General features: G+C 69.9%; 16 protein-coding genes. 9 read left to right on the top strand and 7 right to left on the bottom strand.

Annotated features, from left to right (window positions below; genetic code table 11):
* Nucleotides 1–82: 82 nt before the first annotated feature.
* Nucleotides 83–1,147 carry a LacI family DNA-binding transcriptional regulator gene (locus tag ACI2JZ_RS06305; protein ID WP_404596910.1) on the bottom strand — a complete coding sequence of 355 codons (1,065 nt, stop codon included), beginning with the start codon at nucleotides 1,145–1,147 and terminating at the stop codon, nucleotides 83–85.
* Between the two features lie 60 nt (nucleotides 1,148–1,207).
* On the opposite strand from ACI2JZ_RS06305, the gene ACI2JZ_RS06310 reads away from it, so the two are divergent.
* The 3 genes from ACI2JZ_RS06310 to ACI2JZ_RS06320 all read left to right on the top strand — a co-directional run bounded on the left by ACI2JZ_RS06310 (nucleotide 1,208) and on the right by ACI2JZ_RS06320 (nucleotide 4,034).
* The gene (locus ACI2JZ_RS06310; RefSeq protein ID WP_404596911.1) at nucleotides 1,208–2,434 is read left to right on the top strand and encodes an MFS transporter; all 1,227 of its coding nucleotides are present in this window, start codon (nucleotides 1,208–1,210) and stop codon (nucleotides 2,432–2,434) included.
* 165 nt (nucleotides 2,435–2,599) lie between these two features.
* Nucleotides 2,600–3,295, top strand: coding sequence for an endonuclease NucS (nucS, locus tag ACI2JZ_RS06315; RefSeq protein WP_247623961.1), 696 nt, complete (start codon nucleotides 2,600–2,602; stop codon nucleotides 3,293–3,295).
* A 70-nt stretch (nucleotides 3,296–3,365) separates the two neighbouring features.
* Nucleotides 3,366–4,034, top strand: a complete 669-nt coding sequence (locus ACI2JZ_RS06320; protein ID WP_247633349.1) for an HAD hydrolase-like protein — start codon at nucleotides 3,366–3,368, stop codon at nucleotides 4,032–4,034.
* 209 nt (nucleotides 4,035–4,243) lie between these two features.
* Here the strand turns inward: ACI2JZ_RS06320 and ACI2JZ_RS06325 are convergent, their stop codons facing one another.
* Complete coding sequence (locus ACI2JZ_RS06325; RefSeq protein ID WP_247623963.1) at nucleotides 4,244–4,450, bottom strand: cold-shock protein; 207 nt, start codon at nucleotides 4,448–4,450, stop codon at nucleotides 4,244–4,246.
* A 646-nt stretch (nucleotides 4,451–5,096) separates the two neighbouring features.
* Here ACI2JZ_RS06325 and ACI2JZ_RS06330 point away from each other — a divergent pair.
* Nucleotides 5,097–5,915 (top strand): shikimate 5-dehydrogenase, encoded by an 819-nt coding sequence (locus ACI2JZ_RS06330; RefSeq protein ID WP_404596912.1) that lies wholly within the window; start codon nucleotides 5,097–5,099, stop codon nucleotides 5,913–5,915.
* A 94-nt stretch (nucleotides 5,916–6,009) separates the two neighbouring features.
* Here the strand turns inward: ACI2JZ_RS06330 and ACI2JZ_RS06335 are convergent, their stop codons facing one another.
* Complete coding sequence (locus tag ACI2JZ_RS06335; RefSeq protein WP_404596913.1) at nucleotides 6,010–7,209, bottom strand: MFS transporter; 1,200 nt, start codon at nucleotides 7,207–7,209, stop codon at nucleotides 6,010–6,012.
* A 114-nt stretch (nucleotides 7,210–7,323) separates the two neighbouring features.
* Here ACI2JZ_RS06335 and ACI2JZ_RS06340 point away from each other — a divergent pair, with 114 nt between their 5' ends.
* Nucleotides 7,324–7,773, top strand: coding sequence for a MarR family winged helix-turn-helix transcriptional regulator (locus tag ACI2JZ_RS06340; protein ID WP_247957317.1), 450 nt, complete (start codon nucleotides 7,324–7,326; stop codon nucleotides 7,771–7,773).
* A gap of 131 nt (nucleotides 7,774–7,904) precedes the next feature.
* Entirely contained in the window at nucleotides 7,905–8,597 is a 693-nt protein-coding gene (locus tag ACI2JZ_RS06345; protein ID WP_404596914.1) for an aspartate/glutamate racemase family protein, read from the top strand.
* 4 nt (nucleotides 8,598–8,601) lie between these two features.
* Here the strand turns inward: ACI2JZ_RS06345 and ACI2JZ_RS06350 are convergent, their stop codons facing one another.
* Nucleotides 8,602–9,645, bottom strand: a complete 1,044-nt coding sequence (locus ACI2JZ_RS06350) for a zinc-binding alcohol dehydrogenase family protein (protein ID WP_404596915.1) — start codon at nucleotides 9,643–9,645, stop codon at nucleotides 8,602–8,604.
* A 70-nt stretch (nucleotides 9,646–9,715) separates the two neighbouring features.
* Between ACI2JZ_RS06350 and ACI2JZ_RS06355 the strand changes: the two genes are divergently transcribed.
* The 3 genes from ACI2JZ_RS06355 to ACI2JZ_RS06365 all read left to right on the top strand — a co-directional run bounded on the left by ACI2JZ_RS06355 (nucleotide 9,716) and on the right by ACI2JZ_RS06365 (nucleotide 16,356).
* On the top strand, nucleotides 9,716–10,078 hold the full coding sequence (locus ACI2JZ_RS06355) for a helix-turn-helix domain-containing protein (RefSeq protein ID WP_247633354.1): 363 nt from the start codon (nucleotides 9,716–9,718) through the stop codon (nucleotides 10,076–10,078).
* A gap of 222 nt (nucleotides 10,079–10,300) precedes the next feature.
* Nucleotides 10,301–14,986: an ElyC/SanA/YdcF family protein gene (locus ACI2JZ_RS06360; protein WP_404596916.1), complete on the top strand. Its 4,686-nt coding sequence runs from the start codon at nucleotides 10,301–10,303 to the stop codon at nucleotides 14,984–14,986.
* Between the two features lie 185 nt (nucleotides 14,987–15,171).
* Nucleotides 15,172–16,356: an alcohol dehydrogenase catalytic domain-containing protein gene (locus ACI2JZ_RS06365; protein WP_404596917.1), complete on the top strand. Its 1,185-nt coding sequence runs from the start codon at nucleotides 15,172–15,174 to the stop codon at nucleotides 16,354–16,356.
* 40 nt (nucleotides 16,357–16,396) lie between these two features.
* Here the strand turns inward: ACI2JZ_RS06365 and ACI2JZ_RS06370 are convergent, their stop codons facing one another.
* The 3 genes from ACI2JZ_RS06370 to ACI2JZ_RS06380 form a co-directional block, all read right to left on the bottom strand.
* Nucleotides 16,397–16,624, bottom strand: coding sequence for a hypothetical protein (locus tag ACI2JZ_RS06370; RefSeq protein ID WP_404596918.1), 228 nt, complete (start codon nucleotides 16,622–16,624; stop codon nucleotides 16,397–16,399).
* A 23-nt stretch (nucleotides 16,625–16,647) separates the two neighbouring features.
* Complete coding sequence (locus ACI2JZ_RS06375; protein ID WP_404596919.1) at nucleotides 16,648–16,884, bottom strand: hypothetical protein; 237 nt, start codon at nucleotides 16,882–16,884, stop codon at nucleotides 16,648–16,650.
* A gap of 104 nt (nucleotides 16,885–16,988) precedes the next feature.
* Nucleotides 16,989–18,380 carry a sigma-70 family RNA polymerase sigma factor gene (locus ACI2JZ_RS06380; RefSeq protein WP_404596920.1) on the bottom strand — a complete coding sequence of 464 codons (1,392 nt, stop codon included), beginning with the start codon at nucleotides 18,378–18,380 and terminating at the stop codon, nucleotides 16,989–16,991.
* Nucleotides 18,381–18,433 lie beyond the last annotated feature (53 nt).

The raw sequence follows: 18,433 nt of genomic DNA on the forward strand, positions 1-18,433 counted from the left end.
GCCCTTCGTCTCGTCACTGCGCTGCTCGCGCAGGGACCGGCGACAAACCGGTTCCTGAGCGAGCGAAGCGAGATGAAGCCCCTCAGCGCGCCGGAACCCCGGTCGTCGTCCCCGGCCGGAACACGCACGTCAGGTTCTGCGTCTCCCCGGCCTCGCCGCCGAGCATCCGCGCGATCTGCTCGCCGGCGGCGCGCCCCTTCTCGACGGCCGGCTGCACGGTGGTGGTGAGCGACTGCCCGCCGAGCCCGTCGATCGCGATGCCGTCGAACCCGGCGACAGAGACGTCCTCCGGCACCCGCAGGCCGAGTTCCTCCGCGGCGCGGATCACACCGACCGCGAGCAGGTCGCTCTGCGCGAGAACCGCGGTGGGTCGGGTCGCGGCGTCGGCGAGCAGCATCCGTCCGATGACGATGCCCTCGTCGATGAAGCTGCCGGATGCCGAGATCGCCGGAGCGTCGGGGAAGACGCGACGCATGCCCTCGAGCCGGTCGACGGTCACCCCGACGGTCGCGGCGGCGAGGCGCTCGGGCGTGACGGGTCCGCGTTCGCGGTCGTGGCCGAGCGTGAGGGTGATGAGGGCGACGTCGCGATGCCCGAGGTCGTAGACGTGCTGGGCGACCTCGGCCGAGGCATCCGCGTTGTCGAGTGCGATGCGGGGGATCGTGCCGTCGCCCGGGTCGCCCTCGATCACGACCACCGGCAGGCCGCGACCGCGCACCACCTCGACGGACTCGCGCGTGCGACCCGACCAGCCGATCAGCACGTACGCGTCGACGGGAGCGCTGGCGAGACCCGGGCCGTCTTCGCCCGGCTCGTCGCGCATGAGCAGGATGCCGGCGCTGAGCTCGGCGAGCCCGTCGGCGAGACCGTCCATCATGGCGGTGGTGACGGGGTCGAGGAAGGCGTTGCGCAGGTGCCCCTCGAAGACGACGGCGACGATGCCGCTGCGTCCGAGTCGCAGCGAAGCGGCCCTCGGGTCGGGGCCCGCGTAGCCGAGGTCGGCGGCGGCGGCGAGCACGCGCTCGCGGGTGGCGTCGGCGACCTTGGCCTTGCCGCTGAAGACGACGGATGCCGTCGATGTCGCGACTCCTGCCTCACGGGCGACGTCGGCGATGGTCGCGCGCCGAGGCGGCTCCTGACTGCTCATGCTTCGAGAATAGCCCGCCCGCCTTTCCGCGCGTCGAATCGATTCGATAGGATGACGCCCATGGATGCCGCCCTCACCCGCTCGCAGTTCGTCCGCTGGCGTGCCGCGATCTTCGCGATCTTCATGGCCAGCGGTCTGTCGATCGCCACGTGGGCGTCGCGCGTCCCCAGCATCAAGGCCGATCTCGACCTCGACAACGCGCAGGTCGGACTCATCCTGCTCGGCATGGGCATCGCCTCGATCATCGGCATCTCGACGAGCCCCGCCGTCATGGCCCGCACCGGCGCGCGCGTCGGCATGCTCACGATGATGCTGATGTTCTCGGCCGGCATCGCGCTCGTCGGCTTCGGGTCCACCGTGTTCGGCTCGGTGCCGCTCGTGCTCGCCGGCATGGTGCTCTTCGGATTCGGCAACGGATGCCTCGACGTCATGATGAACGTCGAAGCCACGGCGATCGAGCAGCAGATGGGCAAGACGGTGCTGCCGGTGTTCCACGCGTTCTTCAGCTTCGGTACCGTGATCGGCGCGGGAATCGGCGCCCTGGCCGCCTGGCTGCAGCTCACCGTCGCGACCCACGCGGGCATCATGGGCATGCTGCTCGCCCTCGTCGCCGTCGCCACCTTCCTGCAGGTTCCCGTGCGCGAGGCCGCGCTCGATCCCGAACCCGCCGAGAAGCCCGCCTGGCGCGAGCGCCTGCACACCTCGCTCGAGGCGTGGCGCGAGCCCCGCACCTACCTCCTCGGCGTCGTCATGCTGGGCATGGCCTTCGCCGAGGGCGGCGCGAACGACTGGATCGCCCTCGGCACCGAGCAGGGTCACGGCTTCACGACGGGCACCGGTGCCATCGCCCTCGCCGTCTTCTCGGTCGGGATGACCGTGGTGCGCCTCTTCGGCGGACCCCTCGTCGACCGCTTCGGCCGGGTGGCGGTGCTGCGCGTGCTCGCGGTGTCGGCGGCGAGCGGGGTGCTGCTGTTCATCCTCGCCCCGAACCTGCCCCTGGTGCTGGTCGGCGCGGCACTCTGGGGCATCGGCGCCTCGCTCGGCTTCCCGATCGGCATGTCGGCCGCGGCCGACGACCCCGCCAAGGCCGCAGCCCGTGTCAGCGCCGCCGCGACCATCGGCTACGTCGCCTTCCTCGGCGGCCCACCCGTGCTCGGCTTCATCAGCGAGCACATCGGCCTGCTCAACACGCTGTTCATCCTGGTCGCCCTGATCGTGGCATCCGGCCTGTTCTCGGGCGCCGCCCGCCCGCTCCGCGCCGACGAGAAGGTGGCTGCGACGAAGTAGGCGCGTCGGCCGCGCGGCGTCCGCCTGCCGCTGCGCCCTCCGACGCTCAACCCGCGAGACGATCCCGTCGACCGTGCGACGACGGTGAGCACCCGCACCCCACCCGTGCGCAGACTCGCGAACCCGTCGCGCGAGAACCCGCGCGCGACGAAGTAGGCTCGTCGGGTGCGTCTCGTCATCGCCCGCTGCTCGGTCGACTACACCGGTCGGCTCAATGCCCATCTCCCGCTTGCCACGCGTCTGCTCGTGCACAAGGGAGACGGGAGTCTGCTCGTGCACTCCGACGGCGGCAGCTACAAGCCGCTGAACTGGATGAGCCCGCCGTGCACCCTCACCACCGAGGAGCCCGGCGAAGAAGAGGCGAGCGCCGGCGTCGTCGAGGTGTGGCGGGTCAGCCACAAGAAGACCGGCGATGCGCTGCGCGTGCAGATCTACGAGGTCATCCACGACACCTCGCACGAACTCGGCATCGACCCCGGTCTGCAGAAGGACGGCGTCGAAGCCGACCTGCAGCGCCTCCTCGCCGAGCAGGTCGAGCGCATCTCCGAGGGCGCGACGCTCGTGCGCCGCGAGTACCCGACGGCGATCGGTCCGGTCGACCTGCTGGTGCGGGATGCCGACGGCGCCGCCATCGCGGTCGAGATCAAGCGCCGCGGCGACATCGACGGCGTCGAGCAGCTCACCCGCTACCTCGAGCTCCTCGGCCGAGACCCGCACCTCTCCCCCGTGCAGGGCGTGTTCGCCGCGCAGGAGATCAAGCCGCAGGCGCGCGTGCTCGCCGAGGACCGCGGCATCCGCTGCCTCGTTCTCGACTACGACGACATGAAGGGCATCGAGTCGGGCATCCCCCGCCTGTTCTGAGTTCTGCCCCCGCCTGCACGTCCGTGCACCGTGTGCGATCACGCGCCCCGCGCCCCATAGGCTGGAGGGCATGGCCTCCTCCCCTTACTCCTGCGTGCTGTGGGATGTCGATGGCACGATCGTCGACGCCTCGGTCGGTATTCTTCGCCGCCTGAACGTCGCCCTCACCCACTTCGGGCACCCGGCGCCGACGCGCGAGCAGCTCGTGCACTGGATCGGGCCGCCCATGTTCCAGTCGTTCCAGGACCAGGCGGGCATGACGCCCGAGCAGTCCGCCGAGGCCGTGTCGTTCTACCGCACGCTCGGCAAGGCCGACGGCTACACGACCGACGTCACCACCTACCCCGGGGTGACCGACCTGATCCACGACGTGCACGCCGCCGGCATCCCGCAGGCGACCGCGAGTTCGAAGCCCGAGAACCAGGTCGACGCCCTGATCGACCACTTCGACCTGCGCGCCGACTTCGTCACGACGGTCGGAGCGACGCCCGACGAGTCGACCCTCGCCTCGAAGACCGACATCGTGGCCGAGGCGCTGCGCCGCCTCGAAGAGCGCGGTGCCGACGTGTCGCGCCCGGTGCTCATCGGCGATCGTCACCACGACGTCGAGGGCGGCAATGCCAACGGCGTTCCCGTGATCTTCGTCGAGTGGGGCTTCAGCGACGCGCACGAGGGTGACGACGCGGCGTTCCGCGCAGCATCCGTCGACGAGCTGCGCGCACTGCTGCTCTCGGCCTGACGCCGATCGGTCGCGCACCCAACTCAGGAAGACTCGACCGATCGGGCGCGATTCGGGCCGGATCCGGCGGAAATCGCCCGTTCTTCCTGAGTTAGTGCACGCCGACCGACGCGCTCGCCCGCCCCGGAATCACCCCGAAAAGCACAAAGCTCCCCGCCGGATGTCACCGATGGCGACGGATCCGGTCGGGGAGCGATGCTCCTGCCCGCTCAGAGGGGGCGGATGTTCTCTGCCTGCAGGCCCTTGGGGCCCTGCGCCACGTCGAACTCGACTCGCTGGTTCTCTTCGAGAGACCGGTAGCCGGAGGAATCGATTGCGGAGTAGTGCGCGAAGACGTCAGCGCCTCCGTCGTCGGGGGAGATGAAGCCGAAGCCCTTCTCCGAGTTGAACCACTTGACCGTGCCCTGGGTGCTCATGTACTGCCTGTTCTGCTGGAAAAAATAGCCGACGCAGGGATGCACCGACATCGCTAACGCTAGTGGAGGAGACCCCGAGGGCAATAGCCGCAATCAGAAGGTAATCCAAATGTTGCACGAGCGGCACGGTAGCGGGGGCGTCGTGCGCCGACGCCCCCGAGGACGGACCCTCGCTCAGAAAATGGTGTGGCCCTCACCGCGGGGGGAGCGATGAGGGCCGAAGACGACCGGAGGGTGCGTCAGATTCCACTGTACCTCTCTTTTTGGATCCGTGTCCCCCATTTGGGGGACAAATCTCAAAAAAAGTGCAATCATGTCGATAGCGGCCCCCTCGAGTAGCCCATTGGGGACTGACCTACTCGAGAGGGCCCAATCGCATGCACGGATCGTCTTGCCTCTGGGGAAGGCTTCCCGTCTTCTGGGGAAAGACGGAGACGATCGATCCCCATGTGCATGCATCTTCACCATAGGGGAGGAAGCACGAACACGCTACGACGGGGGCCGTGGCGGAAGCGGCAAGGGTGGGGAGACTGATCCGCAAGGATCGCAGGTTTCGGGAAGAGGCGGGGCGGACAGCACGGGGGCACCTCCGGCGTTCCGCCTCTCCCGAATCCGCGAGGCGCTCGAAGCTGAGTAGCCTGAGCGGGTGACCATGCTGAACAAGGACATGACGCTGTGCATCTCGCTGTCGGCTCGACCGAGCAACAACGGCACGCGCTTCCACAACTTCCTCTACGAGGCCCTCGACCTCAACTGGATCTACAAGGCCTTCGCGCCGACCGATCTCGCTCAGGCGATCGCGGGCGTGCGCGGCCTCGGCATCCGCGGGTGCGCGATCTCGATGCCCTATAAGGAAGACGTCATCGCGCTCGTCGACCGCATGGACGAGTCGGCGTCGGCGATCGACTCGGTCAACACGATCGTGAACGACGACGGCGTGCTCACCGCGTACAACACCGACTACTCGGCCATCGCCCAGCTCATCGAGGAGAACGGCTTGGATGCCGCAGCCTCGGTGCTGCTGACGGGATCGGGCGGCATGGCCAAGGCCACAGCCGCCGCCTTCCGCGACGCCGGATTCGCGAACGTGACCATCGTCGCCCGCAACGAGCGGGCAGGGCGCGCCCTCGCCGACCTGTACGGCTTCGCCTGGCAGGCGGATGCCGGAGACAGCACCGCCGACATCATCGTGAACATCACCCCGATCGGCATGGCCGGCGGGCCCGACGAGCACACGCTGTCGTTCTCGGAGGAGGCGGTGGCCGCAGCATCCGTCGTCTTCGACGTCGTGGCGCTGCCCGCCGAGACGCCGCTCGTGCGCGCGGGGCGCGCGGCGGGGAAGACGGTCATCAGCGGCGCCGAGGTCGCGACGCGGCAGGCGCTCGAGCAGTTCGTGCTGTACACGGGAATCCGCCCGTCGGCCGAGCAGGTGCGCCAGGCCGAGGAGTTCATGCGCGCGCAGTGACGGGCGCCCTTCGTCTCGCTCCGCTCGCCCAGGGACCGGTGCCGAACGCCGGTTCCTGAGCGAGGAGCGCAGCGACGAGACGAAGGGCCGACACTCAGACGCCGACGACCTCGCTCTCCTCCGCCCGGGGCACACCGTGCGCACGATGCGCCGCAGAGGCCGCCCGCGCCGCGAACACCATGATCACCAGGGCGGATGCCGTGATCGCCGCGCCGATCCAGATGGGGGAGGTGTAGCCGAGTCCGGCGGCGATCCCCACACCTCCGGCCCAGGCGCCGAGCGCGTTGCCGACGTTGAACGCGCCGATGTTCGCGCCCGAGGCGAGCGTCGGCGCACCACCCGCGAACTGCATGATGCGGCTCTGCAGCGCGGGAACGGTGCCGAAGCCGAAGCCGCCCATCGCGACGAGGATCACCATCGTCGCCGGCTGCGACCAGGCGAGCAAGGCGAACGCGACGAGCACCACGACGAGCGCCGCGATGAAGATCAGCAGCGTGCGGTCGATCGAGCGGTCGGCGAGGCATCCGCCGATCGCGTTACCGGCCACGAGGCCGACGCCGAAGAGCACGAGCAGCCACGGCACGGCCGCGGTGTCGAAGCCCGAGACTCCGGTGAGCGTGTAGGCGACGTAGGTGAAAGCGCCGAACATGCCGCCGAAGGCGAGCACCGTGATGACGAGCGACAGCCACACCTGCCCGGAGCGGAACGCCGAGAGCTCCTGCCGCAGGCTCACGGCGGCACCGTCGGCGCGCGGCGCTTTGACGACCGCGGCGATCCCGATCAGGGCGACGACACCGATGACGGTGATCACCCAGAACGTCGCACGCCAGCCGAACTGCTGGCCGATGAAGGTTCCGAACGGCACGCCCAGCACGTTCGCCGCGGTGAGGCCCGTGAACATGATCGAGATCGCACCGGCCTTCTTGTCGGGGGCGACGAGCTCGGAGGCGACGACCGAGCCGATGCCGAAGAAGGCCCCGTGGCACAGCGCCGCGACGATGCGTCCGATCATGGCGCCGGTGTAGTCGGGAGCCATCGCGGTGAGGGCGTTGCCGGCGATGAACAGCACGAGCAGCCCGATGAGCACGGCCTTGCGCGGCAGCCGCACCGTGGCGGCGGTGACGACGAGCGCTCCGACCGCGACGCTCAGCGCGTAGCCGGAGATGAGCCAGCCGGCGGTGGCCTCGCTCACGGCGAAGTCGGCGGCGACCTCGGGCAGCAGGCCCATGATCACGAACTCGGTGAGTCCGATCCCGAAGGCGCCGAGGGCGAGTGCGATGAGTCCGAGTGGCATGGTGGTGCTCCGTGGTGCTCTGATAAGGTAGTTGCAGACGCGGGATATTGCGTCCGGAACACAATGATTGCACGCGCAAGTAGTTTGCGCAAGCAACGACTTTCGGAGGTCACCATGGGCATCTCGGACGACGCCGTCGAGATCCGCGCACGAGGCTGGCGCACACTCGCCGCCCTGCACGGGATCATCGAGACCGAGCTCGAACGCGCACTCGGAGCATCCGTGGGCCTGTCGGTCGTCGAGTACACCGTGCTCGACGCGCTCAGCCGTCAGGACGGCTGGCACATGCGGATGCAGCAGCTCGCGCGCGCGACCGCCCTCAGCCCCAGCGCCACCACCCGCCTCGTGACCCGCCTCGAAGATCGCGGGCTGCTGACCCGCATCCTCTGCGCCGACGATCGCCGCGGCATCTACACCGAGCTCACCGCCGCCGGGCGTGCGCTGTACGACCAGGCGCACCCGATCCACGACGAGACCCTCGAGCGCACGCTCGGCGACGCCATGGATCAGCCCGAGCTCGCCCCCGTCGTGCACGCGCTGCAGGGGAGTTCCGCGCTGGCGTAGCTCCTTCGTCTCGCACCCGGTTCCTGAGCGAGCGAAGCGAGACGAAGGGCGCTCAGGAAACGGAGAGAAGGACCCCGGTACCTGAGCGAAGCGCGCAGCGACGAGACGAAGGGCGCGGATAGCCTGATCGGATGAAGACGATCGGCGTTCTCGGCGGCATGAGCTGGGAGTCCTCCCTCGAGTGGTACCGGCTCGCGAACGAGCGGGTCGCCGCACGACTCGGCGGCTACCACTCGGCCCGCATCCTGCTCGACTCGCTCGACTTCGCCGAGATCGAGGCGTTGCAGGCGCAGGACGACTGGGAGTCCGCGGGCGCACTCCTCGCCGATCGCGCCCGCGCGCTCGAGGCCGCAGGTGCCGAGATCCTCGTACTCGCGACCAACACCATGCACCTCGTCGCCGACCGGATCACGGATGCCGTCGGCATCCCCTTCCTGCACATCGCCGACGCCGCCGGCGCCGCGGTGTCGGGCGCGGGGCTCGCCACCGTCGGCCTGCTCGGCACCGCCTTCACGATGGAGAAGCCGTTCTACGCCGAGAAGCTCGCGGCGCACGGCATCCGCACCCTCGTTCCGGATGCCGACGACCGCCACACCGTGCACGCCGTGATCTACGACGAGCTCGTACACGGCGTCGTGCGCGACGAGTCGCGACGGGCGTACGTCGAGGTCGTCGACCGGCTGATCGCGCGCGGCGCGGAGGGCATCGTCCTCGGCTGCACCGAGATCGAGCTGCTGCTGTCGGCCGGCGACGTGCCGGTGCCCGTGTTCCCGACGACCTCGCTGCACGTGGATGCGGCGATCGCGGCGGCGCTGCCCGAGTAGCCGCTTACTCCGCGCCCCACGGACCGGTCACGACGACCTTCCCGATCGTGCGCGAGGTCTCGACGAGCGCATGCGCCTCGCGAAGGGTCGCCGCATCGAGCGGTGAGAGAGTGGTCGTGAGCGTCGTGCTCACCTCCCCGGCGTCGAGGAGACCGCCAACACGCGTGAGCAGTTCGTGCTGGTAGTCGTCGTCGGGCTCGTGGATGGGCCGGGTGAACATGAGCTCCCAGTGCCACGTGACGCTCTTGCCCTTGAGCGCGTCGATGCTGCCACCGGTCTCGTCGATCGACACGACTTCGCCGCGGGGGCGGATGACCGCGGCGATGGCGTCGATGTTGCCCGGGGTGAACGAAGTGAAGACGTAGTCGACGCCCCCCGGTGCGATCTCGCGGACGGCGTCGGCGAAGTCGCGCCCGACGACGTGGTCGGCGCCCATCCGCGTCACCCATTCTTCCGACTCCGGACGGGAGGCCACGGCGATCACCGTGAGTCGCGTCAGCGCCCGGGCGAACTGGATGATCAGCGACCCGACCCCGCCCGCGGCACCGATCACGAGCAGGGTGCCCTCGCTGTCGGCGTCGAGGCGGAGCCGATCGAACAACGCTTCCCAGGCGGTGATCGCCGTGAGCGGCACAGCGGCGGCCTCGGCATCCGTCAGCGACTCCGGTGCCGCGCCGACGATGTTCTCGTTCACGAGTTGGAACTGCGCGTCCGATCCTGCACGGTCGACCTGACCGGCGTAGAAGACGCGGTCACCCACGGCGAAGCGACGAGCGCCCTCGCCGACGGCGACGACGCGGCCGACGGCGTCGAAGCCGAGCACACGCGGGGCATCCCCCTTCTTCGCCCGGCCGCGATTCTTGACGTCGACCGGGTTGACCGAGACGGCGTCGACCGCGACGAGCAGGTCGTGTCCGTGGGGAACGGGAGTGGGGATCTCCACGTCGACCATCGAACCCGGATCGGATGCCGCACCGCCGGGCGCGTCGATCGCGAGCATGGTCGCGGGGAGTTCTGCGGGTGTCGTGGGGGACGTCTGTTCTGCCATGGCTCGACCATATCCAGTCCACCCCAGTTACCCGCAAGGGTCTCTAGTATCTTTCGGTTACCATTGCGGGATGACCACGCTCGACACCTGCGCGCTCGGCACCCCGCATGACGTCTACGACGCCCAATGCCCGTGCCGCGGCGTTCTGGACCTGCTCGCCGACAAGTGGAGCGCGCTCGCGATCGGAGCCCTCGAAGACGGCGCACTGCGGTTCGGTGAACTCAAGAAGCGGCTCATGGGCATCAGCCCGAAGGTCCTCACCGCCACGCTCCGCCGCCTCGAGGACCGAGGCCTGCTCACGCGCGAGGTCTTCGCCGAGGTGCCGGTGCGGGTCGAGTACTCACTGACCGAGCTCGGCATCGATGCAGCTCGCCCTCTGCGCGGACTCCGCGACTGGGTCGAGTCGAACATCGAACGCTTTCCCGCGGTCTGAGGCCGCGCACACCGCGCCCGCAATCCGAACTCTCGGTGAATTGTGCAACGCCTTCGGGATTCCCCCACGACCAGGGTGATTTCGAAGATCCTATAGGTAACCGTTCACCCGGCGGGCCCCGAAACCCGCACCCGTTCACCCGAACGATTACGCCGCCACCGCTAGTGTCCCCAGGTCGCGCGTGCCCCGACGCGCATCCCTCACCCTGGAGACGCATCCCCCATGAAGCAACCGATACGGCCGCGCTCGGCGAAGGTTCTCACCGCCGCGTTGGCCGCCACCCTCGTCGCCCTGGCGACCCCGTTGTCGGCGACCGCCGCGACCTACCCGAGCGATGGCACACGCCCCGACTCCCTCGACATCCTCGGCGGCTACGACGCCATCTGGCACTCCGACGGCCGAGGCACGATGGACGGCGAGGTGGCGAACGCCGCGGCAGCCGCCCACAACGACGAACTCACGGTGTGGATCAACAACCACGCCACCGAAGCGCAGCAGCTGAAGGCCCTGCAGGACGCGAACTACGACGCCGCGCTGCTCGTGGGCACCGGTCTCGGCTCGACCCTGCAGCCGATCTACATCAACGGCCTGCGCGGCGGACAGTTGCCCAAGACCCGCGAGCTCATGAACAGCATGGCCGGGTACGCCGACACCGACGCCGCGAAGGTCGCGTTCAACTACCCGCGTCCGTTCCTCGCGACCGACCCGGCGACCACCGGCGTCGCCTGCGACGCGAACACCTACAACGCGTCGTCGCTCGCCGGCATCCGCACCGGCACCGCCTACACCGAGGCGAATGGAAGCCTGAGCATCGAGCAGGTTCCCGAGATGACCGACTCCTCGGGCGTCTTCACCGACCCGCGCACCGTCGGTGTCGGCTACGGCGGCTACTGCGCCAGCGCCTCGTTCCCCTCGGGCCACACCACCAACTCCTACCTCGCCGGCCTCACCCTCGCGACCCTCGTGCCCGAGCTCGCCCCCGGCATCCTCTCGCGCGTCAGCGAGATGGGCACCAACCGCATCGTGCTGGGGATGCACTACCCCCTCGACGTGATGGGCGGCCGCATCGCCGGTCAGGCGCTCGTCGCCGAGCGATGGACGGATGCCGCCTACCGCCGCGACGTCATCGACCCCGCCCGCGACGAACTCGTCGCGTACCTCGAGACGAACTGCGGCGACGACCTCGCCGCCTGCGCCGCCACCGGCACGCCGTTCCAGAACGATCCGTTCGCCGGCGCCGCGGTTCCCGGCGGCACGGCGCAGGTCGTGACCGATCGCGCCTCGGCGATCACAGCATTCCAGGAGCGCCTCACCTACGGCTTCGCGCAGACCGGCCCGACCGATCTCGCTCCCTCCGTTCCGGCGACGGCATCCGCTCTGCTGCGCAGCACCTACCCGACGCTGACCGACGCGCAGCGCACCGAGGTGCTCGCCCAGACGCAGATCGAATCGGGCTACCCGCTCGACCGCACCGGCACTCCGACCGGCTCGTGGCAGCGCATCGATCTGGCCGCGGCGATGACCGCGACCGTCGAGGTCGATGACGCGGGCGACGTCGAGGTCATCGCAACCGGCACCGCCCCGACCGTGATCGGCGCCGACGGCGCCGCCGTTCTCGTGCTGCCCGACGGCGACACGGTCGAGGTCTCGACGACGCTCGCGTTCGCGGCGTCCGGGCTCGACGCCGGTGCCGACTACCGTGTCGTGTTCGACGACGACCGCGCGACCGTGCTCGGCTCCTTCCGCGCCACGACCGGCGGCTCGGTCTCGGGCAAGGTCGTCATCCCGGCGGATGCCCGCACCGGCACCCGCACGATCGCTCTGCTGCGCGCCGACGACACCGTCGCCGCGACGGCCGGCATCACCGTGCTCGCCGAGCAGGTCTACACGATCTCATCGGAGGCCGACCTCGACCTGCTGCGCCAGCACCCGGACGGCACGTTCGAACTCACCGCCGACATCACCATGACCGCGCGCTGGACGCCGGTGCCCGTGTTCACCGGCGAACTGCGCGGCAACGGCCACGTCATCACCGGCCTCGAGATCGTCACCGCCAACAACCAGGGCTTCGTCGCGCAGAACAACGGCACGATCCGCGGACTCGGTTTCGTGAACCCTGTCTCGCGTCTCACCGTCGACGCCAGTGCGGCGGTCGTCGCCGCGAACAACTACGGCACCATCGACCAGGTGTTCGTGCGGGGCGGCGTCGTCACCGGCGGGCACCGCAGCGGCGTCATCGTGTCGAACAACTGGGGCACCGTCACGAACACCTACAGCACCGGCCGCGCGTCGGGGCAGTGGGAGACCGGCGGCATCACCGCGTGGAACGACAGCTCGGCGATCGTGCGCGACAACTACACGACCGTCACCGTCACCGCGGCGTACGCGAACGTCGGATCCATCGCGGGTGTCGGCAACGGCGGCGCGCAGATCACCGGCAACGTCGCGCTCGCGGGCGCCGTGCAGGGTACGAGCGGCAACGCCGCGCGCCTGGTCGGCGTCGGCAACCCGACGCTGCGCGACAACCTCGCCCTGAACACGATCACCGTCAACGGCTGGGCCGTGAACGGCGGGTCGGCCGACAACCTGCAGGGCGCACCGAAGACCGCCCGCGAGCTGCAGGATGCCGCGACCTTCACCGCCCTCGGCTGGGACTTCGACACCGTCTGGCAGTGGAGCGACGAGGCCAAGCGCCCCGTGCTCCGTGCCGTCGCCGAGCCCGTCGATGTCGTGACCGCACCGGATGCCGCCGTGGCCGACGCCTTCGTGCCGCGCGCGATCAGCCAGATGCGCAACAACCTCACCGCCGATGCCGCCCTGTCGGCCGCGCGCATGGGCGACACCTCGCCCGCGCTCTCGGCCGCGTGGTCGCAGCTCATCGAGACGTGGGATGCCGCGAACACGGCGTTCCGCATCAACGAGACGGTGCCCGCGGGACTCCCGCAGCAGGGCCACGTCTTCATCATCCTCGGCTACGCGCTGAACAACGACGGCACGGCTCAGCCCGAGCTCATCCGTCGTCTCGAGCAGGCGAAAGCCGGTCTCGACGCCTACCCGAACTCCCGCATCGTCGTCACCGGCGGCGTCGTGCGCAACGGCCAGACAGAGGCCGGCGTCATGCGCGCCTGGCTGCTCGGCCAGGGGATCTCCGAAGACCGCATCATCTTCGAGAATGCGGCGACCGACACCCCGACCAACGGCATCAACACCATGGAGATGCTCGTGGCCGACCCGTCGATCACCAGCTACACGCTGGTGTCGAGCGCCTCGCACCTGCGTCGCGCGACGGTCGTGTTCGAGGCGGCGGCGCTGTCGGCGCAGATGCGTCATGGCACGGCATCCGCTCCCGTCTCGGTCGCGAACCTCGCGTACATGGACAACCGCACGTCCGAGAACCCGCCCTCGATCTCGGAGCGCGACTCGATCACGCAGAACGTCGCGAAGGTGTGGGGCGTGAACGTGGAGACCGACGCCTACAACGGCGTGCAGCGCCAGCTCGTCGGCCGCTTCGTCAACGCGCAGCGCCTCGGCGACGCGGTCGACGCCCTGCGCGTCGTCTCGCAGATCCGGGCGTTCTCGCCCGAGTACGCCGACCGTCTCGCCGACCTGGCCGAGCGGTGGAACGGTGCGCTGACGATGACCGAGTTCGCGGATGCCGTGGCCGAGGTCCCGGCGAAGGGTCACACCTTCATCGTGCCCGGCTCGCAGCTGAACGACGACGGTTCGCTCACCGAGACGTCGCTCGCGCGTCTGCGCATCGCGGTCGAGGCGCTCACCGCGAACCCCGGATCGACGGTCACCGTGGTCGGCGGAGCCGCGCGCAACGGCATCACCGAGGCCGGTGCGCAGCGCACCTGGTTGCTCGCCAACGGCGTCGCGGCCGACCGTATCGTCGTCGTCGACACCTCGTCGAGCCTGGTGCAGGGAGCGCAGCACGCCATGCTCGCACTCAGCGCGCGCGGCGACTCGTCGTACACGGTGATCACGAGCGCGTCGGTCATGCGCCGCACGCTCGCGGTCTACAGCTCGGGAGCGACCTACGCCGCCTCGCACAACGCCGACGGACGCGTCGTCGCCGAGTCGGGCCACATCGCGATCAACGACGTGTTCCAGCTGTTCTCGTTCGGAGCCCCGGCGGCCGACGACGGCACGAAGCGCACGATCGCCGAGAACATCGCCGATGTGCTGGGGGTGCGCGGTGAGTACAACACCTTCGCCGCGAACGCTCCGGCGGTGGCGGCGCTCGATGCGATCGCCCTCACGGCCCCGACCAAGAGCGCGTACCTGGTGGGCGACGCGTTCGACGACGACGGCCTGGCGGTCATCGCCTCGTACGCCGACGGATCGACGCTCGACGTGACCCCGCTCGCGACGGTCACGGGCTTCGACGCCTCGTCGGCCGGTGCCCGCACCGTCACGGTGACGTTCACGGATCGTGGCGAGACCCGCAGCGAGACGTTCGACATCACGGTGCGCCTCGCCGATGCGACCGCTCTCGAGCAGACGATCGCCGAGGCGGCTGCCATCACGGCGGACGGGTGGACGGCGGCGAGCTTCGCGGCTCTGCAGTCGGCTCTCCTCGAGGCGCGGGCCGTGGCCGGTGACCTCGGTACCGATGCCGCGACCATCGCGCGTGCAACGGAGACACTGCGCGCGGCGATCGACGGACTCGTCGAGAGCGGGAGCCCGGGGACGGATCCGGGTACCGACCCCGGGACGGGTGAGGGCACCGACCCCGGCGCGGGGGAGGGCACGACTCCGGGCACCGGTGGCGGTGCCGCCGATCCCGACGGACTCGCCACGACCGGCGGACAGCTCGCGCTCGGCGCTCTGGCCCTCGGCACCCTGCTCGCCGCCGGAGGAACGACGCTCGTCGTCGCCCGCCGCCGCCGGGCCGCTACCGAGTAACGCGAATCGAGGGGCGGCCCTTCGTCTCGCTGCGCCCGCTCAGGAACCCGGTTCCTGAGCGAGGAGCGCAGCGACGAGACGAAGGGCCGCCCGCCGCAGCACCCTCACCGGGGCCTGTCAACCGGGTATGCCGGCGTCGTCGACCGCGACGACGGTGGGACGACACCCACGGATCGGAGCACACGATGAAGGCACTCACCTGGCAGGGCACCCGCAACGTGACGGTCGAGGAGGTGCCCGACCCCGTCATCCAGGAACCGACGGATGCCGTCATCCGCATCACGTCCTCGGCGATCTGCGGGTCCGACCTCCACCTGTACGAGCTGCTCGGACCGTTCATCGACCGCGGCGACGTGCTCGGCCACGAGCCGATGGGGGTCGTCGTCGAGGTCGGCGCGGGCGTGACGAAGCTCAAGGTCGGCGACCGGGTGGTCATCCCGTTCAACATCTCCTGCGGCGAGTGCTTCATGTGCACGCACGGGTTCCAGTCGCAGTGCGAGACCACGCAGGTGCGCGAGTACGGCAGCGGGGCGGCGCTCTTCGGCTACACCAAGCTCTACGGCCAGGTTCCGGGCGGACAGGCGGAGTACCTGCGGGTGCCCCTGGCCGATTACAACCACATCCCGATCGGCGTCGACCTCCCCGACGAGCGCTACCTCTTCCTCAGCGACATCCTCCCCACCGCATGGCAGGGCGTGGAGTACGCCGAGGTGCCCGAGGGCGGCACGCTCGCGGTGATGGGGCTCGGCCCCGTCGGTCAGTTCGTCGCTCGCATCGGTCGGCACCGCGGCTACCGGGTGCTCGCCGTCGATCCCGTTCCGGAACGCCGCGCGATGGCCGAGCGTCACGGCATCGACACCTTCGATCTCACCGACACGATCGTCGAAGAGCTGCGCGACCTCACCGAGGGCCGCGGCGCGGACGGAGTGGTGGATGCCGTCGGTCTCGAGGCGCACGGCAACGCCGGAGTGGAGTTCGTGCAGAAGGCGGTGGGGCTGCTCCCCGACGCCGCCGCGCGCCAGCTGCTCGACAAGGCAGGCATCGATCGCCTCGCCGCCGTGTACGCATCGATCGACGCGGTGCGTCGCGGGGGAACGGTCTCGCTCAGCGGTGTCTACGCGGGAGACGCCGACATCATGCCCATGAAGACGCTGTTCGACAAGCAGATCAGCCTGCGCATGGGGCAGTGCAACGTCAAGCGCTGGATCGACGACATCATGCCGCTGGTGGAGGACGCCGCCGATCCGCTCGGGGTGATGGACCTGACGACCCATCACGCTCCGCTCGAGGATGCGCCCGGGCTGTACCGCACGTTCCAGAAGAAGGAGGACGGCTGCATCAAGGTCGTACTGCACCCGTCGGCGGCCTGAGGCCGTGCCCGCCCGGCTGCCGGCGAGGTCACGGGCGGCGTCACGGGCGGCGGTTGCCGACCCCCGGCTCGTCGTTGTGCGCGGAGTCGTAGGAATCGGCGTCGGCGGATGCCGCGGCATCCGTGTCGTCGTCGACCCCCACTGCGCCGGCCGCGCCGGCGTCGGCACCGCCGCCACCCGCGGGCACGTCGTCCACCCCGACGCCGTCGCGTTGTCGTTGCTCCAGCAGCTCCGCGATGCGCTCCTCGGCCTCGGCTCCAGTCGGCATGTCTGCGGTCGAGTCCGACCCGCTCATGAGTTGCCGTCGGAAAGATCGGCGGCCGAGATGTCCGACGGCGAGCTCGCGAGTCCGAGGTCGGGATCGGTGTTGACGCCGCCGCCGATCGCGTCCTGGCCGGCGATGCGCTCCTCCGCCGACACCTCGTCGTCGGATTCGGCGTGCTCCTCCTCGATCAGGTCCTCCTCCTCGGGGCGGATCGCCGATTCCTCGGCACCGAAGGAGTTGATGAGACCCTCGGGATTCGACATGTCGTGCTCCTCTCGTCGTCGGTCGTGAGGATTCCAGCGTGCCCGCGACGGGCCCGGAACGGATGCCCGTTGACAGGCATCCGCTCGGCACGTAGACGCCGCGCTCAGTCGATCGACGCGCGGACGGTCTGCGAATCGGGACCGATCTGGCCCCAGGCGCTGCCGGTGAGGGTCTGGTCGCCGATGACGGCCGAGACCTCGAGGCGGTAGTCGCCGACCTGTTCGGCCCGGTCGTCGCTGAGCACGAACAGGCCGTCCGGCTGCCCCTCGACCGTGCAGACGAGCGCGGCATCCGTCGGCCGGCATTCCCACCCGGTCGGGGCCGCGACCACCGCGAGCCCCTCGGGCAGGGTGAGGGAGACGGTCGACGACTCCTCGCGCCCGGTGAGCGAGACGGCGAGAGTCGCCGTGCCCTGCCCGGTGATGTCGGAGGTGACGACGAGCTCGGAGACGATCGGCGCCGGGGCGGCGATCTGCTCGATCACGGGCGGTACGACGACCACGCCCAGGATGCCGAGACCCGTGACGATCGCGAGCACCGGCCAGATGTTGCCCAGCACCTGCCAGACGGATGCCGCGGCCCCACCCCTCACGCTCGGCGTGCTCGATCCGACCGACGGTGATCCGGCGGACGGCGGCTCGGCCGATGGTTCCGCGTCGCTCGTGGGCTCCTCGGATGCCTCGGCGCTGGTGGGGCCGAGCACGATGTTGCCGATCAGCAGCACGGTGGCGACGCCGAGCAGCGAGGCCGTGGTGCCGAATCGACCCCACGCGGCGCGGCAACGGGGGCAGTCGCGGATGTGCTCCATACCGGCCGAGTCCGCGGCTTCGTCGACGTCTTCCGTGACCACCGGGGGGAGTCTCGTGGCCGCGTGACGGCACTCGGCGGGCGGATCGTCCTCTTCGAGGATCACCCGGAGCATGGCGCGGCGCAGTCCCTTGCGGGCGCGCAGGCTGAGGGCGTAGATCGACGACGCCGGCCGCCCGAGCTCTTCCTCCAGCTCGGCGGGTTTGCGTCCGTCGATGATCGTGGCGCGCAGCACCTGCTGCTGATCGTCGGGGAGCAGGAGGAGCGCTGCGCGCACGCGACGGTACTCGGCGTCGAGCTCGATGTGCCGCGTGTCCTGCATCACCGTCGGCAGGTTGTGTTCGGTATCGACGAGCGGCAGCACGCGAGAGCGCGGCGAGCGGAACTCGTCGATCATGCGGTTGCGCATGGAGCGGATCACGTACGCCCCCGCCTTCTCCTTCGGTCCGGTGCCGCTCTTCCAGAGCGAGAGCAGACCGACGAGAGCATCGGCGAGCAGGTCGTCGGGATCGATCCCGCTGGTGGCGAGTCGGCGAGCGGTGGTGAGAAGCATCCGCTGGTTGCGGAGCAGGAACATGCCGGCGGCCGCGCGATCGCCCGCGTTGGCGGCCGCGCTGAGCCGGTCGTCCTCCGCGTATTCGCGCAGGATCGCCGGATCGATCGTGCGCTGCCGTGCCCGTACTGCCATCTGACGACCTCCCCGATCATCATTGTGGCGCACTCCCGCACGCCCGGCGGCGC

Source organism: Microbacterium sp. NPDC087868 (assembly GCF_044900755.1).
GTDB lineage: Bacteria > Actinomycetota > Actinomycetes > Actinomycetales > Microbacteriaceae > Microbacterium > Microbacterium galbinum.

What these genes read in the sequence shown, in the direction of transcription:
- ACI2JZ_RS06365 (WP_404596917.1), top strand. Translation starts at nt 15,172, where the DNA reads ATGAAGGCACTCACCTGGCAGGGCACCCGCAACGTGACGGTCGAGGAG.
- ACI2JZ_RS06345 (WP_404596914.1), top strand. Translation starts at nt 7,905, where the DNA reads ATGAAGACGATCGGCGTTCTCGGCGGCATGAGCTGGGAGTCCTCCCTC.
- ACI2JZ_RS06355 (WP_247633354.1), top strand. Translation starts at nt 9,716, where the DNA reads ATGACCACGCTCGACACCTGCGCGCTCGGCACCCCGCATGACGTCTAC.
- ACI2JZ_RS06360 (WP_404596916.1), top strand. Translation starts at nt 10,301, where the DNA reads ATGAAGCAACCGATACGGCCGCGCTCGGCGAAGGTTCTCACCGCCGCG.
- ACI2JZ_RS06325 (WP_247623963.1), bottom strand. Translation starts at nt 4,450, where the DNA reads ATGAGCACCCAGGGCACGGTCAAGTGGTTCAACTCGGAGAAGGGCTTC.
- ACI2JZ_RS06335 (WP_404596913.1), bottom strand. Translation starts at nt 7,209, where the DNA reads ATGCCACTCGGACTCATCGCACTCGCCCTCGGCGCCTTCGGGATCGGA.
- ACI2JZ_RS06310 (WP_404596911.1), top strand. Translation starts at nt 1,208, where the DNA reads ATGGATGCCGCCCTCACCCGCTCGCAGTTCGTCCGCTGGCGTGCCGCG.
- ACI2JZ_RS06340 (WP_247957317.1), top strand. Translation starts at nt 7,324, where the DNA reads ATGGGCATCTCGGACGACGCCGTCGAGATCCGCGCACGAGGCTGGCGC.
- ACI2JZ_RS06320 (WP_247633349.1), top strand. Translation starts at nt 3,366, where the DNA reads ATGGCCTCCTCCCCTTACTCCTGCGTGCTGTGGGATGTCGATGGCACG.
- ACI2JZ_RS06375 (WP_404596919.1), bottom strand. Translation starts at nt 16,884, where the DNA reads ATGTCGAATCCCGAGGGTCTCATCAACTCCTTCGGTGCCGAGGAATCG.
- ACI2JZ_RS06350 (WP_404596915.1), bottom strand. Translation starts at nt 9,645, where the DNA reads ATGGCAGAACAGACGTCCCCCACGACACCCGCAGAACTCCCCGCGACC.
- ACI2JZ_RS06370 (WP_404596918.1), bottom strand. Translation starts at nt 16,624, where the DNA reads ATGCCGACTGGAGCCGAGGCCGAGGAGCGCATCGCGGAGCTGCTGGAG.
- ACI2JZ_RS06380 (WP_404596920.1), bottom strand. Translation starts at nt 18,380, where the DNA reads ATGGCAGTACGGGCACGGCAGCGCACGATCGATCCGGCGATCCTGCGC.
- ACI2JZ_RS06305 (WP_404596910.1), bottom strand. Translation starts at nt 1,147, where the DNA reads ATGAGCAGTCAGGAGCCGCCTCGGCGCGCGACCATCGCCGACGTCGCC.